The following is a 17,332-nucleotide window of genomic DNA, read 5'->3' as shown; positions in this document are numbered from 1 at the left end:
GCTCAGCTCGCTTTCCGAGGTGACAAGACGGCTTCTACTTTGTTGAAACCGACCTGGCTGATCAGCGTGATCATCAAGTAAACTATGGCCGCAATGGCGTAAAAGATAAGCGGATTGCGCGTTGATCCCGCGCCGATGAAGGCGGTGCGCATCAATTCCTGCAGGCCGACTACGGAAACCAGCGCCGTGTCCTTGATCGTGGTTTGCCAGACGTTGTTGATCCCCGGAAAGGCGATGCGCAGCATCTGTGGGGCGATGATGCGCGCGAAGATGCGACGGCTGGGCAAGCCCAGTGCGACGGCGGCCTCGATATGGCCCTTTGGAATTGCCGCCAGTGCCCCGCGGATAACCTCGGTCGAATAGGCCCCGGAAATGGCGCTGATCGCGGCCACGGTGATAAAGAACGCATAGCCTGCATCGGCAAGTTCCGCGAAGCCGAAGGCCGTCGCGATCTTGGTGACAAATTCAACCGAGCCGAAAAACAGCAGGTAGATGATCAACAGCTCTGGCACGCCGCGGATGACCGAGGTGTAGAGATCAACCAGTTGCGACAGTCCGAAAACCGCGCGCCATTTGATCAGGCCGCAGATCGTGCCGATGATCAGCCCGAAGATCATGCTGGCCACCCCGACGGCGATGGTGACAGCGGCGCCGCGCAGGATCGCACCGATCCAGCCGCCCTCCCATACCTGCAATAAGCCAAATTCCATCGCTTCATCCTGTTATCTGAAGCACGCGCCCAACCGAGGCCGGGCGCGGACTATTCTTGAATTCCCAGTCGGGCGTTATTGGCAGGGGCGCGAGATATCCATTTTGAACCATTTCTCACTGGAGGCCTTGATCGAACCATCCGCGATCAACTCGCAAAGGGCGGTGTCGATCTTGGCTTTCAGTTCGGTGTCATCCTGACGGATGCCGACACCGATGCCCTCTCCCAAGGTCGGGTCATAGGTGCTGGTGATGTTGACCGGGACGAACTGGAAGTCCGCACCCTCGGGCTTGTCAAGGAAGCTTTGCAGCGCAGAGGCATCCGCAAAGCCTGCATCGACGCGACCATTGGCAAGGTCGATCTGCATTTCATCCAAGGTGCCGTAGGATTTCAGCGTCGCGGTCGGGGCCAACTTTTCCATGAAATGGGCGTGCGTGGTGCCCGCTTGCACGCCAACCGAGTGACCGTCAAGTGCTGCCAACAGCGCCGGGATCTCTGTGATGCCCGCAAGGTCGGAATCTTTGGCAACGACAACCTTGTTGGCCAGTTCAGCATAACCGGTCGAGAAGTTGATTTCCTTCTTGCGGTCGGCGGTGATCGACATGCCCGAGATGATGATGTCGAACTGTTTGGCCTGCAGCGCCGGGATCAGGCCGTCAAAGGCCTGAACCACAAACACACATTCCATGGCCAGCTTGGTGCACAGCATGTTGCCCACGTCAGCGTCAAAGCCGGTGACCGCGCCGTTGGCGTCGGCCATGCTCCACGGCGGATAGGCGCCTTCGGTGCCGATCTTCAGCTGGCCTTCGGCCTGTGCGCCCGTCGCTGCCCCTGCGAGCAAAGCGATGAGCGAAAGAACTTTCAATTTCATGTCCGTCTCCTTGTTGAATTTGGTTTCTTTTTGGTCTTCACCGCACCGATTTCACCCTGTTCTGGCTAACTCGATCACAGTGTCAGTCTCAGAACGTCCGGGCCAGAAACTGGCGCAAACGCTCGGAACGCGGTTGGCCGAACAGATCGGCCGGGGGGCCTTCTTCCTCGACGCGGCCTTGATGCAGGAACAGCACCTTGTGGCTGACCTCACGGGCGAACTGCATTTCATGCGTTACAAGGATCATTGTGTTGCCTTCTTCGGCGAGCTGGCGGATCACGCGCAGCACCTCGCCGACCAGTTCGGGGTCCAGTGCCGAGGTCGGTTCGTCAAACAGCATAACTTTCGGGCGCATCGCCAGCGTGCGCGCGATGGCGGCGCGTTGTTGCTGGCCGCCGGAAAGTTGGCCGGGATAATGCGCGTGCTTTTCGGAAAGCCCAACCTTTTTCAGCAGGCCATGCGCATGCTCCACGGCGTCAGCGCGCGCCTCTTTCAGGACATGGATCGGTGCCTCGACGATGTTTTCCAACACCGTCATATGCGGCCAAAGGTTGAAATTCTGAAACACCATCCCAACACGGGCGCGGATATGTTCGATCTGGCGCGGATCGGCGGCTGTCTTGCCGCCTTTGGCATGGGCCTTCATCCGCACCAACTCACCGTCAATCACCACCCGACCAGAGTTTGGTTGCTCCAGCAGGTTGATGCAGCGCAGCATGGTGCTTTTGCCCGACCCGGAGGAGCCGATCATGGACACCACCTCGCCCGGATAGGCGGTCAAGTTTACGCCCTTTAAGACCTCCAACGCACCAAAGGATTTATGCAGATCAACCACTTCGACCGCCGGGGTGCCCTTGGGGACAACCGCCACTGGGATCGCCCGCACGGCGGCAGCACCCGGTTTTGCTTCGACCATTTTCAGCACGGCCAAGGCCCTGTCAAAATGGCGCAAACTGCTGGCAAGGCAGATCTGTTGCCAGCTCTCGTCTTGCGGAATGAAGCCGTGCAGCAAGTCTGTCTTGATGCGCTGGCCGCGCTCGGACTCGGGCTTGCCGTAAAGGTGAAGCCAGTTGTCGTCAACGACGCGGCGCTGCATCTCTGTACTGCTCAGCGTGCCACATTCCATCACCAAGGGCAGCACCCGCGCTTGCGGCATGGCCTTGCGCACGAAATCCGAGACATAGCCAGTGGCCGTGGCCGCGATACCTGTCTGGGTCGTAGCGCTTGCATCGGTGATGACTGGCACCATCGCGGGGCCAAAAATCTGCGCGCCCCAAGCCAACCCCAGATGATCGACCGGGCTGACCGACAACAGCGCCGGGTAGCCATATGGCCCTGCTCCGGTGTGCAGATCAAACACAATGACCTGCCCGGCTTTCTGACCAAACTCGGCCAATACGGCGGCCAGTACGCGGTTCGACCAGACCGGGGCATCGCCCCCATAGAACAGCCCGTCTGCAAAGGCGTATTGCCCGGCCTCGATGATCGAAGACACCGCTGTCTGACCCTTGGTTCTGATCCATTCGGCCAAGGCCTCATCCGCCATGATCCGTTCGGGCCCATCCCAAGCCGCCACGACCAAGGCGGGATGCAGATCGGCATAGCCGGGGTTTTCGGGTGGTTTTACAGTCCAATCAATGAAGTTCCGGTTCAGATCGACGTTGTCTTCATTCACCCGACGCGACCAAGCTGTGCCCCAGGGGTTGATCAGATGGATCATCAGAACGGCGGTATCATCCGGCAATGCCCAATTCGCCTTCTGCCCCAGCCATGCTGTCTGGCAGGCCGAGCCGTAAGCCCCTTCCACACCATGCGTGCCGGACATCAGCACCATGAGCTTGGAAGCATCCACAGACCCGATCAGGGCGACATCGGTGGCAATCGTTTTGCCATCAGGCCCATGCAGCGGATGGACGTGTTCCGAAAGGGCCGCACCCGCAGCACGGGCGGCCGTCAGAAACCGCTGACGCATCGTGGCATAGTCCAACGCGAACGGCAGGCTGGTGTCGGCGGATTGCGTCAGATCGCGCGGTTGCATCATTGGGATTTCTCGCGGGCTAAGGGCTGGAGCGGCAGAACTTTGCCGGGATTCATGATCAGGTCTGGGTCTAGGGCCTGCTTGACCCGCATCATCGTGCAAAGCTTCGCTGGGTCAGTGGTGGCAACCAAGGCGGATATGCGTTTGGCCCCTACCCCGTGTTCGGCAGAAAACGATCCGCCAAGGTCGCGCAAGATGTCGTAAAGCACATGCTCCACAGCACTGGATACGGCGGCCTCCAGCGGACCTGCGCGGTTCAGCACAATATGCAGATTGCCGTCGGCCAGATGCCCAAAGACATAGGGTGTGATGCCACCGTCAATCTGGGCCAGACTCCTTGTGACATGGTCAACATAGGCCGCGATTTCGGACAGCGGCACCGAGACATCATAAGACGGGGCTGCCGCATGAGCGCGGTACAGCTGATCGGTATCCTCGCGCAGCCGCCACAAATCGGCCTCTTGCCGTTTGGACGCGGCGATGATGCCGGTGGAGGTTGGGTAGTGATCGAGGATCGCGCCAAAGATCTGCTCGATACCCTCGTTCAGATCAGTTTGATCGCCGCCGCCCAGCATCACCAAAAGACAGATCGGCTGATCCAGTGGAAAGCTTGGTTCCGACCAACCCTGTGCCCGTGCAGTCAGTTGAATATAGGATTGCCACAATCCTTCAGCAGCCCGCAAATGCCCCGCATCACAGCGCAGCGCGAGGCTGATCGCCTCCAGTGTCGCAGCCACCGAGGGCAGGCCCAGCATTACCGTGGCAGTGGACTTCGGCAGCGGCTCCAGCTTGATCACCACCCGCGTGACAATTCCAAGCGTGCCTTCCGCGCCGATAAACAGGTGCTTCAGATCATAACCTGCGGTGTTCTTCACCACGCGTGTCATGTCGGAATAGATCGTGCCATCGGGCAAAACCGCCTCCAGCCCCAGCACGCGATGCCGCATCACCCCGTAGCGATGCGCCATGATGCCACCCGCATTGGTCGACACCATACCGCCAATCGTAGCCGTTCCGCGCGCGGCAAGGTCAATGCCGGGTTCCAGCCCATGCATCAGCGCTGCAGTCTGCAACACTTCCAGCGCCACGCCCGCCTGTACGACGGCCACACGCTCGTCCGGATATACCGCTTCAATCAACGCCATCCGGGTCAGTGACAGCACGATTTGACCGGGATGTGACTGGCAACCGCCCACCAAACCGGTATGACCGCCTTGCGCAACAATGCTGACCCCATGCGACCGGGCGATGGCCACGACGGCGGCGACCTCGGCGGTTGATCCCGGCAGGACAAACAACGTAGCACCGTGGTCTGGTGCCGCTTCATCACGCACATGGGCAGCGCCAACCGCCGCGCTCAACGCTTGACGCAACGCTGAGCGGTCTGGGGCTGCTGCCAGCTTCGTCATCATCAGGCCACCTGCTTACGCAGCGAGGCAATCAGGCGATCATTGTCCGCAGGCTTGCCAATCGTGGCGCGCAACCAAGTCGTATAACCCGCTTCGCGCCATGGCTTTACGATGATGCCGTCTTGCAACAGCGCGGCAGCCACTTCGGCGCTGTCGCGCCCGGTGTCAAAGAACAGAAAGTTGGTCTGTGACGGGGCGGCATGAAGCCCCATTGCAGCCAAGTCAGCGGCCACGCGGTCCCGCTCCGTCACGATGCGCGCGACCGAGGCCTTCATCCAAGCCTCATCCTCCAGCGCTGCCACGGCGGCGAGCTGCGCCGCCCCATTCACGTTGAACGGGGTCTTAGCCGACGCGATCACCCGCGCAATTTCGAGGTCTGAACAGACGGCATAGCCGACGCGCAGCCCGGCCAAACCGTAAGCTTTGGAAAAGGTCCGCAACACGACGTACGCGATGCCACTGTTGCGCAGCACCTCAATACCATCAGGCAGGCTTGCATCTGCATATTCGAAATAGGCCTCGTCCAGCACAAACAACGTGCCGGGCCGCACGGTGGCGATCAGGCGCTGCAAGGCCGACTTGTTCAGCGCAGGCCCAACCGGGTTCCAAGGCGAAGACAAGAACACCACGCGCGGGCCGACGGCTATTGCGGCCTCAAGCGCTGGCAAATCAAAACCCGCCGTCGCGGTCATCGGCACTTTCAGGACAGAGGCGCCTGCCGCCAAGGGTTCGATCTCGTGCAGCCCAAAGCTTGGCACCACGGTCACCACCTGCGCGCCAGCGACCAGCACGCCACGCGAAATTGCGGCGATCATTTCCTCTGAGCCATTGCCCACCACGATCACGTTTGCATCGACCCCAAGCCGCGCCGCCAAAGCTTCACGCAGCGCGGTGCAGGCCGGATCAGCGTAGCGCCAAGGCTCAAAACCACCGCTGGCCAAAGCCGCCAAAACAGCGGGTGAGCAGCCATCGGGATTTTCGTTGCTGGCAAGCCGCGCCAAATCGTCATGCCCACTCAGCGCCTGAGCGCGTGCCAGCGACATTCCAGCATTGTAGGGCGGTAGGGCTGCCACATACGGATTGACCCGCAACGCCGCAGATGCCGCGCCGGAGTTTGCTTTGGTTTCAAGCGAAGCGGTCATCACAGATCCAATACGATAGCGGTTTTCGGACGCGCGCAGCACAGCAGCAATTCACCGGGCGCTACATCTTCGAGCGGGTCTTCGAAATAGCTCACCTCACCCGAAACGATCCGCGACGCGCAGGTGCCGCAAATGCCCGCACGGCAGCTGAAATCCGGCTGAATGCCTTGATCTTCGGCGAAAGACAAAAGCGACGGGGCCCCTGCATTCCACTCGGCGATGATCCCCGACTTGCGGAACTCGACGGTGATCGCCCCATCGGTGGCTGGCAGAATCGTCGGGGTGATCGGCTTTGGTTTGGTCTCGGCGTCAAGCACCGTGGCAGGGCCGAAGAATTCATAGGCGATCCGGTCCTGGGCCACACCAAGACCACGCAGGGTTTGATACATCGCCTGCATGAACGGCGGCGGGCCGCAAAGGTAAAAGTCGTAATCGTCCAGACACATCAGGCTTTGCATCACATCTCGGGTGATGAACCCTTCGCTATGGAAATGGCCCGCAGCACGATCCTCGGCACTTGGCGCACGATAGCAATAATGCGCCGACAGGCCGGGGCGTCGCCCGATCAGCGCATTGACCTCATCGCGAAGGCCATGCACGTCGCCGTTTTCGCAAGCATGTAGAAACAGGGTGCGACGGGCCGAGCGATGCGCCAGAGCATGCAGCATCGCCACCATCGGTGTCAGCCCGACCCCGCCGCTGAGCAGAACAACCGGACGCTCGCTCGCCTCATCCAGCACGAATGCACCGCGCGGGCCGTCGACGGCCAACACATCGCCAACACCGATGCAGTCATGCAGATAATTTGAACTTAACCCGACCGGCAAGCCTGGCCCCGCCGACGACTCACGCTTCACCGAGATGCGGTAATGGCTCAGATCATCGGGCGAGCCGGACAGGCTATAGTTGCGCAGCACATGGCCTTTGCCATCGACAGAGGCGATCTTGAACACCAGAAACTGACCGGGACGGAAAGCAGACAACGCCGATCCATCCGACGCTTCCAGGTGAAACGACGTGATCAGGCTGCTTTCGACGATTTTCGCAACCACTTTCAGGTCGCGAAAACCACTTTTGCCTTGCGCAGACTGGTCGATACCGGGCGTCATTCAGCCGCGGCTTTCTGAGCCTGCTCTGCCTCAATCAATTTGGCCAGACTGCGACGGAAGCGCATCGGGCCGAGGTCGATCTTCAGATCAAGGTTTGGCGTGCGTTTATGGGCCAATCCTTGGTGAACCGCTGTCAGCACAGCCCGATCTTCATCGAAGGCGCCGCGCACGGATTTGGCGAACTGCGCCGAAATCTCGGCATCATCCGGCGCGAAATTGCGCATTTGAAACCAGTAGTATTTGGTCTGGTTTTCATCGACCGGGGTCATGAAATTATAGCTGTCCATCAGGAAGGTATCAGCGTGCAACGGCTTGCCCTCGCCGCCCGTGCCAGAAGGGCAGAAGATTGCCTTGATGATCGCCGCCGCAGGGTAGCGCACCTCGTAATGCTGCTTGCGGTCGCATTTGCCTTTGAACGCCAAATAGGGCGCATAGAACGGCGCAGGCTCCACATCCAACATCCAACGCCAAACCGTCACGCCATCGCTGCCGACAGTGGTTTCCAGCGGAGCCTCTTCAGCGGCGGCATTGCCAAAGGACGATTGGTGAACCCAAGCCACATGCGAAGGGTCCAGCAGGTTGTCGGTCATCAGCAGATAATTGCAATCCAGCACCATCGACTCGCCGCGATTGAGACCCCAAGCGGGGTCGCCCCAATGATCTACATCGAAAATCAACGACGGGTCGGCTTTGTCGACATCCCCCATCCAAACCCAGAGCAGGCCATAGCGTTCCGCGATCGGATAAGACTGAACCCGCGCCACATGCGGGATTTTCTCCACCCCCGGAACCCGCGTGCAGGTTCCTGTGCAATCAAACGTCAGGCCGTGATAGCCACATTCAACAGTATCGCCCTTTATCCGACCCATCGACAGCGGCAGTTTGCGGTGCGGGCAGGCATCTTCAAGCGCCGCGACAACGCCGTCCATCTTGCGGTATAAAACGATGGCCTCACCCAGCACTTTTACCGGGAGAAGGCCGTCGCCTACCTCATGATCCCATGCTGCGACATACCAGCTGTTGCGTAGATACATGATGTGCTCCCGAACTTATGTGTAGACATATTGCTAACCTGCATCTACCGATTCAAAAAGCACTTGCTTCTGCGTTCTATTGTAGAAAAACTAAACCATGCCCGGAGTGGAGCAGCGGCTTTGCAGAAACTTCCATCGATGCGCGCGTTACAGGCTTTTGAGGCCTTTGGCCGTCTTGGCAGTGCCACGGCGGCTGCAGCTGAACTGGGCGTGACGGTCGGTGCTGTCAGCCAGCAGCTGCGCAAAGCCGAGGCAGAGGTCGGGCTGCGCTTGATGGAACGCAAGGGTAAGTTGATCGCCTTGACGACCCGCGGGAGGCTTTATCATGATGACGTCAAAGCCGCGTTTGATGCGCTGCGCGACGCGCAAAGAAAAATAGAGCGCACGCGCTCAGAAGCTACACTGACGATTTCCTGCCTGCCGTCGCTGGCCTCGAAATGGATCGGTGCGCAGTTGTTCGATTGGCAATCTGCGCATCCGACAGCAACGGTGCGCTTGATCGGGGATGATACTGAACCTCGCTTTGGAACTGACGATGTCGATTTCCGCCTGTCCTACGGCGATCTGATAACCCGCTTTGATCATCGGACCGAGCTGTTTACGGATTGGGTCGTCCCGGCCTGTTCTCCAGCGCTCCTCACCCGGCTCAAACTGGAGGTGCCCGCTGACATACTCGATGCGCCGCTTTTGGGGATCGAATGGGATCGCGCACAGGGTGCGGCCCCCGGCTGGAGCGACTGGGCGTTCCATGTTGGCGTGTCGCGCCGCAAAGCACTGGGGGAGGTTGCCTTTTCGATGTCCAGTGCTGCGATTGATGCGGCGATCAACAGTCGGGGCTTTGTCTTGGCGCAGCTTTCAATGGCAGCCGAGGATATCGCCTCGGGGCGGCTTGTCGTGCCTTTCGACATCCGTCTCAAACTGCCGCAACCCTATTCGTTGGCTTGGGATCCCGCAGCACTGGAAAAACCATTCGGAACCGAGTTGCGAAGCTGGATTCAGTCGATTTCTCGTCGGCAAAAGGCGATTTCGGCACCACAGACAAACTAGTCCGCCTGCTGTGATCTGCGCATGGGGAAAAGCGCGACGCCGATCTTTATGCCGACGCCACAGCTGAAGCTGTCGAAACCGTTCAATCTGGCGCGGGATCTCGCTATCGTTCCGGCGGCAGGGTCGGGCTGTCCTTGATACAGCCGAGGACAACGCTGGTCTCGATGCCGAAGACGCCGGGGAATTCGGCCAGAATCTCGCGGATGTAGCGGTTGTATTCCTTCACGCTGGGGATGCGGATGGTCAGAAGGTAGTCATGCGCGCCGGTGATCAGCGCGCATTGCTGAAACTCCGGCTGGCGGCGGACGCAGTCCTCAAACCGCTCAATGGTGTCCCGGTCATGGCTTTTCAGCTTGATGAAGACGTAAAGCTGGGTTTCGAGCCCGCATTTTTCCGGGTCAATCTCGGCCCGGTAAGCGCGGATCACGCCCTGCTCTTCCAGCGTACGGATGCGCCGACGCACCGGGGTTGGCGAAAGCCCGACCCTTTCGGCCACCGCCTCAACGCTGGCCCGGCCATCTTCGACCAGAGCCGATAGTATTTTTCGGTCAATTCTATCCAATTCCATAGCGTAAAACCTCTACTTCCTGCGCAATTTATGGCGAAAATAGCCGGACTTCTCTCTGGATGACAGTGTAATATTGCCTGCATAACCGCAGACCAAAGCGAGGCTTCCATGACCAACGACAGTGATTTCCGCCGCACCCATATCGGCGGTCACCGCCTGCATCCCTCAACGCAGATGATGTCCTATGGCTACGACCCGAAAATGTCCGAGGGCGCGGTGAAGCCGCCGGTTTTCCTGACCTCGACCTTTGCCTTCACCAGTGCCGAAGAAGGCGCGGAGTTCTTTGACGTGGTGGCGGGACGCAAACCGGCACCGCAGGGCGACGGCGCGGGCGGGTTGGTCTACAGCCGCTTCAACCACCCCAACACCGAGATTGTCGAAGACCGATTGGCGCTGTTTGATGGCGCCGAGCGCGCGCTGCTGACCTCCTCCGGGATGGCTGCGATTTCGGCGGTGTTCCTGACCCATACCCGCCCCGGCGATGCCATCGTGCATTTCACCCCGCTGTATGGCGGCACCGAGACCCTAATCGGCAAGGTGCTGACGGGCTGGGGCATCAAACCTATCCCCTTCACCGACGGGCTGTCGGATTCGATGCTGCTCTATGCGCTGGAAAAGGCGGCGCGGCATGGGCCGGTGAAGATGGTCTATCTGGAAACCCCGGCCAACCCGACCAATGCGATGACCGATATCGCCATGGTGCGCCGCGTGGTTGATGAATGGGCCGAGGTTTCGGGCCAGCACCCGCTGATCGTCTGCGACAACACCATGCTGGGGCCAGTATTTCAACGCCCGATCGAGCTCGGGGCCGACATTTGCGTCTATTCGCTGACGAAATATGTCGGCGGCCATTCTGACCTGGTGGCGGGCGGCGTGACGGGCCGAGCCGATCTGATCAAGCCGATCCGCCAAAGCCGCAGCGCGTTTGGCTTTCAGCTTGACCCGCACTCAAGCTGGATGCTGGCGCGGTCGATGGAAACTCTGACCCTGCGGATGGAGCGGGCGGCGGAAAGTGGTTCCAAGGTGGCGGCATGGCTGGCGGCGCAAGACATTCTGCCCTGCAAGGTGCTGCACCCGAACCATGCGATCAGCCCGGCAGAACGCGCGGTTTATGATCGGCAATGCACCGGCCCCGGTTCGACCTTTGCACTGGTGGTCGACAATGACCGCGCCTTGGCCTTCCGTGTGGTCAACGGGTTGCAACTGTTCAAACTGGCGGTCAGCCTTGGCGGCACGGAATCGCTGGTCTGCCACCCGGCCTCGACCACCCATTCTGGCGTTACGGCAGAGGCACGGGAACGCGCAGGCGTCACCGAAGGGCTGATCCGGCTCTCGGTCGGGCTGGAGTATCCCGACGATCTGATTGTCGATCTGAAGACGGCACTGGAAGGCGCCGTTCGCGGCTAAACCGGGCGCTGCTGGGACATCAGACGGGAAAACCCATGGCACAGGATCACGAAGCCATGGAGGTTTTGCGCGCGCGGCTGTTGTGGCTGGCCTGCTGGACGGTCACAACGCCAATCCCCTGCGCGACAAGGGTGATGGCGCTGTGAAGGTGGGCGGGGCATCAAGCCTCGTCCAACTCGATGCTGGCGAACCTGCCGCTAGGCTATGCGCCCAACTCGATCGCGAGGGGCGATCCGGCTCGGATTTCGATCAGGGTCGGAAAAGCGCGTCCAACCGACCGCGCCAGTTCCTCTGCAAAGGCCACACTGTCGTCCGGGCGGCTTGCGGCACAGCCCATCGCGGTGGCGATGCCGATGAAGTCCGGGGTGAAAATATCGACGCCGATCTGCGGGATGCCGCGATCTGCCATGAAAGCCTTGATCTCGCCGTAACCCGCATTGTTCCAGACCACGATCGCCACCGCGATACCAGCCTCCACCGCCGAGGCGAGTTCCTGAATGGAAAACTGAATACCCCCGTCGCCCATCAGGCAGACAACCGGACGCAGAGGCGCCGCCAGTTTGGCCCCGAAGGCGGCGGGCATCCCATACCCCAGCGTGCCGTAGCCGGTGCTAGAGTTGAAATAGGATCGCGGGCGCGGGGCCTGATAGAACTGATTGGCACAATAGACCGGCTCGGTCTGATCGCCCGCAACAATGACATCCGGCAGGGTGCGGCTGACCAGATCCATGATCCGACCATGAGTTTTGCAGGCGGGCCACAGACCAAGCATCACCGCAGCCCGGATCACCGCTGCCCGCGCAGCACCTGCGCGATCCTCGCGTTTCACTCCCAACGCCGCAATCAGTGCCTGCGCCGCAAGCTTCGCATCCGCCGCAATCGGAATATCGGCTGAAAAATGTGTCACCAATTGCTGCGGATCAATGTCGATGCGGATCAGCCTGCCGCCGATTTCAACGGGATGTGGTTCGGGATACATCTCGGTCTCGCCGAACTCGGTGCCGATGGCCAGAACCACATCCGCCTCGGCCAGTGCGCGGCGCAATGGCTCCATGCCAAGATTGCCCGCCAACGCGCGCGGATCAGACGGTGGAAGGATGCCCTTGCCGTTGATGGTCATGAACACCGGCGCATCCAACAGGTCCGCAAGAGCGCGTATTTCCATGGCGGCATCCTGCGCACCGCCCCCGACGATGATCAGCGGGCTTTGGGCGGCGCGCAGCAGGGCTGCCGCCTTTGCAATCGCGCCGCTTTGCGCGGCAGGGCGCTCCGGCAGAGCCCAAGCAATGGGTTGGCTCTCATCGACTTCGGCCACGATAACGTCCAGCGGAATTTCGATATGCACCGGGCGTGGCCGCGCCGAAGAAAACACCGCGAAGGCGCGCGCCAGAACCTCGGGCAGTTGGACCGGGTCCAGCACGGTATGGCTGAAGGCGGCCACTCCGGCCACCAGACCGCTTTGCGACGGCAATTCATGCAAGCGCCCCTGCGCCATGCCCAGATGCCGCCGATCATTGACGCTGGAAATCACCAGCATCGGCACGGAATCGGCATAGGCTTGGCCCATCGCCGTGGTGATGTTGGTCATCCCCGGACCGGTGATGATGAAGCACACACCGGGCTTGCCGGACACCCGCGCATAGCCGTCTGCCATGAACCCGGCCCCCTGCTCGTGGCGCGGGGTGATATGGCGGATACGGGTGGCGGGCAGTCCGCGATACAGCTCAACCGTATGCACGCCGGGGATGCCGAAGATCAGCTCGACTCCGTAAGCTTCCAGCAATTTGACCAGATATTCGCCGCATGTCGCCATAATCCGCCCTCTATTTACCCGCAGCCGAGTCCGCACCGGATCGGCCCGCCGCGCAGCCCGCTTGGGTTTGTCGATGTGCCGCGCTCTGTTGAAGTTGTTGGGTCAGGCCGCGTCCCTGCTCGGGAACAGCACACAATCCTCGGCCCGGAAACCGATCTTGACCCGGTCACCCCGAGAAAACGACATGCCGCGGCCACCCGGCTCCACCACCATCAGCGTCCCTGCGCTGCAAATAACGTGGTAGTGATTTTCGGCACCCATGCTGATCGCATTAACCACCATTGCCGGAAACTGATTGGCGCCTGACATCCGGTCATCTTCCTGCGTGCCAACAATGGCGATGCGCTCTGGCCGGATTCCGACCTTAACGGCCACTTCGTCGCCAAGGCCGGGGTTGCCGGTGGTAAGCACGGTCCCAGACTCCATGACAACATTGGCGAAACCGCCGCTGTGGTTCAGCTTGAGCGTGCCGCCAATCCAGTTGCTGCGGCCGATAAAGGTCGCAACAAAGCGGGTCGCCGGACGTGAATAAATCTCGCTGGGCGAGCCTTGCTGATCAATACCGCCCCGATTCATCACGATGATCCGATCTGCGAGGCTCATCGCTTCATCCTGATCATGGGTCACAACGATGGTGGTAGAGCCCACCTCGGTCAGAATACGCTTCAGCTCGGCCCCAAGCTCTTCGCGCAATTTTGCGTCCAAGGCTGACAGCGGCTCGTCAAGCAGAACCAGTTTGGGTTTCGTGGCCAGCACGCGGGCCAGAGCGACGCGCTGCTGCTGGCCACCACTCAACTGCTGCGGGCGGCGGCCTCCAAAATCCTCAAGCTGCACAAGGCGCAGCATTTCATCCACCCGGCTTGAAATTTCAGCCTTGGGCCATTTTCGGTACTTCAAACCGTAAGCGACGTTTTCTCGAACGCTCATATGCGGAAACAGCGCGTAGTGCTGGAACAACAGCCCAACGTTGCGCTCATAGGGGCGCTTGCCGATCATCGACTCGCGGCCGATTGCAATGGTCCCGATATCGGGTTCCTCGAAGCCCGCAATCAGGCGCAGCGTGGTGGTCTTGCCGCAACCGCTTGGTCCCAAAATTGCCAGAGTTTCGCCCGCAACGGCTGAGAAGCTAAGGCCAGCGACGGCATGGACGCCCCCGAAGGATTTGGCGACATTGTCGAATGTGAGAACGGCCTCATTTGAGGTTTGCATGATCTGTGCTTTCAACGAAAAGTGCCCTGACCGATGGCACGGTTCAGGCCGACAAGTTTCTCAAGGAGAACAATCAGGAGGATCGTCATCGCCATCAGCATCACCGACGCCGCCGCGATCGACAGGTTGAAATTGGCCCGCATACTGCTGATCAGAGCAATCGGCAGCGTATAGGTTTTGGCATCGGTCAGCATGATCGAGACGGCGACATCATCCATCGAGACCGCAAAGGCAAAGATCGCCCCACTGACAATCCCGGTGCGGGCAAGTGGGAGGGTGATGTCCCAAAACGCATGTCGTTCGTTGGCCCCGAGGATCAGCGCAGCCTCGGTATAGGATTTGTCGATGCCGGATATCGAGGCCAGCGTGGCGCGGATCGTATAGGGCACCGTGATGATGATATGGCCACACAACAGCCGGGCGAAGCCGTCAATCACCCCGATCTTCGACAAGAACAGCAGCAACGCAAAACCAGTCACCACTGGCGGCACCACAAGCGGCGACAGGAAAAACGACACCAATGCCTCCTTGCCGCGAAAACGCGCCCGATCAACGGCATAGGCGGTGGCGACCCCGGCGAAAAGCGAGATGGTGACCGAAAGGCAGGCCAGCTTGACGCTGGTGATCAAGCCATTCAGGAAGTAGCTGTCCGAGAAAAAGGCGCTGAACCACCGCAGCGACAAAGCCGGGGGCGGCAACGGGCCAAGGTAATCCCGCGCGTCAAAGGCCATCAAGGTGGTGACAGCGATGGGCGTCAACAAGAACAGAATGATCAGACAATTCATCGCCTTGCAGGTAAACCGGATCAAGTCATCAGCACGGCGACCAGTCATTGTTGCCACCATTTGTTGACCATATGGGTCATTGCATAAACGATCAGCATCGCCAGCACGAACAGCACGACCGATATCGCCGCGCCACTCGGGTAGTTGGCGATCTCGCTGAATCGGGTGTAGACCAGGTTGGAAATGAACAGCACGCGCCCCTTGCCCAAGATCATCGGGATGACGAAAGCGCTGATCGAAAAGGTGAACCCGAACAGGAAGGCCGCGAGAATACCGCGTATACATAGCGGTAGCGTCACCGACAGATGCGCTTGCCAAGCCGGGGCACCCAGCACCTGTGCGGCGTCGGTCAGCCTTGGGTCGATGTTCTGATAGGTTCCAAGCAGGGTCAGCACCGACATCGGGATGATGTAATGCAGCAGGCCCACCCCGACGAGAATCTCGATGTACCCCCGGCTGTTGGTTGAAATCCCCAGCGACTGTAAGACGGGCCCAAGCGGCCCGGTCGCGCCGAACGTCAGTTCCAGCGCGTAGGTTCGCACCAACACGCTGAGAAACATCAGGGTCACGAAAAAGCCGACGGCAATCACCCGCCAGTCCGCAGGCAGCTTTCTGGCCATCCAATAGGCGAGCGGCAGGGAAAAGAAGACCCCCGCCAGCGATGCGAACAGGCTGATGCGCAGGGTCTGAAAGAAGAACCGGGCGAAGGAAGTCTTGACCAGTTCGCCGTAGTTGGCAAGCGTAAGCGGTGCATCGGCAGCCGAACCGATGCTGCCCGGAACGTAGGTACGCAGGCTTTCAACGAACAAACCCGCCATCGGTAAGGTGAAAAGCATCAGAAAGATGGTCGCAGCAGGCAGGAACAGGGGGTTTGGTAAACGATTGTTAAACATGCTTCTGTGTCCCCCTGCCCTTTATCAGTGATCTACGCCTGTTCGCTTAGAGCAGCGGCGCGATTTCATCTTCCCAGCGCTTGGCCCAAGCGTCTTGCTGCGTCAGCACGACGTTGAAATCCGGCACATAGACGAATTTGTCGAATTCCTCGGGCGTGAACGACAGATGCTTGAGGTTGTCAGGCGTCTTGGCTTTCACATTCAACGGCGCCTCGCCGGCAACCTGAGCATAAAGTTCGCTCATCTCGGGGCTGATCGCGAAATTGATGAAGGCCAGCGTGGCATCAAGGTTGGGCCGGTTCTGGAACACCGCAAAGCCGCTTTGATACAGGAACACCGGCATACCTTCGGTTTTGGTCAGGCGGGCCACCGGGAAAGCCTCGGCCACCGAGGTCAGCTGCGGTTCCGAATAGAACCCTGCGACGGTTTCGCCGCTGGTCAGCGACGTGGTGAAATCGGTGTCCGTCACAGCGATCCGACCAATGTTGCCGGAGGCTGCCAGTTTTTTCATCAGTTCCCAACCCGGCTCCAGATTGTTCTCGTCGCCGCCCGCGTGCAGAGCCAGCGCCACCAGTTGCAGCATCATGCTCTGGGTCGGGCCGGGCCAGCAGATCTTGCCCTTCAGGCTTGGGTCGAACAGATCGTCGATGCTCTTGATCTCGATCGGGCATATGTCCGAGCGATAGGCGAAATAGATACCGCCCACAGCACGCGGCACCGCCATCCATTCGCCCTTGGCATTTTTCACGATGATCTTCTCAGGAATATCAGCCAAGTTCGGCACCATTTCCACAGTCACCGGCACCAGCCAGTCTTCTTTGAGCATACCGTTGAACGAGCCTTCCCAGCCCGCAACATAATCAAACTCGGCAGTCGGCCAGGTTGCCTTGATCTTGGGCAGGATCGCGCCGGACCCACCCTGATGCAGCACCCAGTTGATCGCCACCGCATCTTGCTTGGCCGCGATCTGCTTCATCGCATCGACCACACCACCGCCCCATTCGACGACGGTAAGCTCGGCGGTACTCGCGGCGCGGCTCATGAAGCCGATCGAACTTGCCGCAAAAGTGGCGGCGGCGGTCTGCAGTGCTTGCCGTCTGGTAAACGAAGTCATGTCAGTCTCCCCATGGACGTTTGCGACATTGCCCGCATCGGTTGACCCGCACGGCCGTCTGCGAAGATGGTTGCAAACACCAAAGGACTGAACAATATCGAATTGCCAAAGCGTAGTTTTCGGCACATCAATGTAACGGGCGTCCGGTTTTCGCTGCGGCTCGGATCGGCTTCGCTGGCATTGA

15 protein-coding genes and 1 pseudogene are annotated in these 17,332 nt (G+C 60.0%); 2 read left to right on the top strand and 14 right to left on the bottom strand.

Annotated elements, in window-relative coordinates; translation table 11 throughout:
* Nucleotides 1–2: 2 nt before the first annotated feature.
* The 8 genes and pseudogenes from AKV04_RS23650 to AKV04_RS23620 form a co-directional block, all read right to left on the bottom strand.
* Complete coding sequence (locus AKV04_RS23650) at nt 3–710, bottom strand: ABC transporter permease (protein WP_054008874.1); 708 nt, start codon at nt 708–710, stop codon at nt 3–5.
* A gap of 75 nt (nt 711–785) precedes the next feature.
* On the bottom strand, nt 786–1,580 hold the full coding sequence (locus AKV04_RS23645; protein WP_054008873.1) for a transporter substrate-binding domain-containing protein: 795 nt from the start codon (nt 1,578–1,580) through the stop codon (nt 786–788).
* Between the two features lie 88 nt (nt 1,581–1,668).
* Nucleotides 1,669–2,496, bottom strand: a complete 828-nt coding sequence (locus tag AKV04_RS27395; RefSeq protein ID WP_054009029.1) for an ABC transporter ATP-binding protein — start codon at nt 2,494–2,496, stop codon at nt 1,669–1,671.
* Nucleotides 2,497–2,553: 57 nt separating this feature from the next.
* Nucleotides 2,554–3,618, bottom strand: a pseudogene (locus tag AKV04_RS27390) (DUF2817 domain-containing protein); the annotation flags it as partial.
* On the bottom strand, nt 3,618–5,030 hold the full coding sequence (locus AKV04_RS23635) for an FAD-binding oxidoreductase (protein ID WP_202905683.1): 1,413 nt from the start codon (nt 5,028–5,030) through the stop codon (nt 3,618–3,620). The pseudogene AKV04_RS27390 and the gene AKV04_RS23635, both read right to left, overlap by 1 nt.
* On the bottom strand, nt 5,030–6,169 hold the full coding sequence (gene hisC, locus AKV04_RS23630) for a histidinol-phosphate transaminase (protein WP_054008872.1): 1,140 nt from the start codon (nt 6,167–6,169) through the stop codon (nt 5,030–5,032). Before hisC ends, AKV04_RS23635 begins: the two co-directional genes overlap by 1 nt.
* Nucleotides 6,169–7,278 carry a 2Fe-2S iron-sulfur cluster-binding protein gene (locus AKV04_RS23625; RefSeq protein ID WP_054008871.1) on the bottom strand — a complete coding sequence of 370 codons (1,110 nt, stop codon included), beginning with the start codon at nt 7,276–7,278 and terminating at the stop codon, nt 6,169–6,171. Before AKV04_RS23625 ends, hisC begins: the two co-directional genes overlap by 1 nt.
* Nucleotides 7,275–8,312 carry an aromatic ring-hydroxylating dioxygenase subunit alpha gene (locus AKV04_RS23620; RefSeq protein WP_054008870.1) on the bottom strand — a complete coding sequence of 346 codons (1,038 nt, stop codon included), beginning with the start codon at nt 8,310–8,312 and terminating at the stop codon, nt 7,275–7,277. The genes AKV04_RS23625 and AKV04_RS23620 overlap by 4 nt, the downstream gene beginning before the upstream one ends.
* Nucleotides 8,313–8,432: 120 nt before the next feature.
* Here AKV04_RS23620 and AKV04_RS23615 point away from each other — a divergent pair, with 120 nt between their 5' ends.
* Nucleotides 8,433–9,359: a LysR family transcriptional regulator gene (locus AKV04_RS23615; protein ID WP_202905682.1), complete on the top strand. Its 927-nt coding sequence runs from the start codon at nt 8,433–8,435 to the stop codon at nt 9,357–9,359.
* Nucleotides 9,360–9,462: 103 nt separating this feature from the next.
* Here the strand turns inward: AKV04_RS23615 and AKV04_RS23610 are convergent, their stop codons facing one another.
* A complete protein-coding gene (locus AKV04_RS23610; RefSeq protein ID WP_054008868.1) occupies nt 9,463–9,927 on the bottom strand; it encodes an Lrp/AsnC family transcriptional regulator in 465 nt (154 codons plus the stop codon).
* A 108-nt stretch (nt 9,928–10,035) separates the two neighbouring features.
* Between AKV04_RS23610 and AKV04_RS23605 the strand changes: the two genes are divergently transcribed.
* Complete coding sequence (locus AKV04_RS23605) at nt 10,036–11,334, top strand: cystathionine gamma-synthase family protein (protein ID WP_054008867.1); 1,299 nt, start codon at nt 10,036–10,038, stop codon at nt 11,332–11,334.
* A 202-nt stretch (nt 11,335–11,536) separates the two neighbouring features.
* Here the strand turns inward: AKV04_RS23605 and AKV04_RS23600 are convergent, their stop codons facing one another.
* The 5 genes from AKV04_RS23600 to AKV04_RS23580 form a co-directional block, all read right to left on the bottom strand.
* A complete protein-coding gene (locus tag AKV04_RS23600) occupies nt 11,537–13,147 on the bottom strand; it encodes a 5-guanidino-2-oxopentanoate decarboxylase (protein ID WP_054008866.1) in 1,611 nt (536 codons plus the stop codon).
* 102 nt (nt 13,148–13,249) lie between these two features.
* Nucleotides 13,250–14,356, bottom strand: coding sequence for an ABC transporter ATP-binding protein (locus AKV04_RS23595; RefSeq protein ID WP_054008865.1), 1,107 nt, complete (start codon nt 14,354–14,356; stop codon nt 13,250–13,252).
* A gap of 11 nt (nt 14,357–14,367) precedes the next feature.
* Nucleotides 14,368–15,189 (bottom strand): ABC transporter permease, encoded by an 822-nt coding sequence (locus tag AKV04_RS23590; RefSeq protein WP_054008864.1) that lies wholly within the window; start codon nt 15,187–15,189, stop codon nt 14,368–14,370.
* On the bottom strand, nt 15,186–16,034 hold the full coding sequence (locus AKV04_RS23585) for an ABC transporter permease (protein WP_054008863.1): 849 nt from the start codon (nt 16,032–16,034) through the stop codon (nt 15,186–15,188). The genes AKV04_RS23590 and AKV04_RS23585 overlap by 4 nt, the downstream gene beginning before the upstream one ends.
* Nucleotides 16,035–16,080: 46 nt before the next feature.
* Nucleotides 16,081–17,148: an ABC transporter substrate-binding protein gene (locus AKV04_RS23580; protein WP_054008862.1), complete on the bottom strand. Its 1,068-nt coding sequence runs from the start codon at nt 17,146–17,148 to the stop codon at nt 16,081–16,083.
* Between the last annotated feature and the right edge of the window lie 184 nt (nt 17,149–17,332).

This window comes from Cypionkella psychrotolerans (assembly GCF_001294535.1).
Classification (GTDB): domain Bacteria; phylum Pseudomonadota; class Alphaproteobacteria; order Rhodobacterales; family Rhodobacteraceae; genus Cypionkella; species Cypionkella psychrotolerans.
This window is presented reverse-complemented; position numbering and strand designations above follow the sequence as displayed.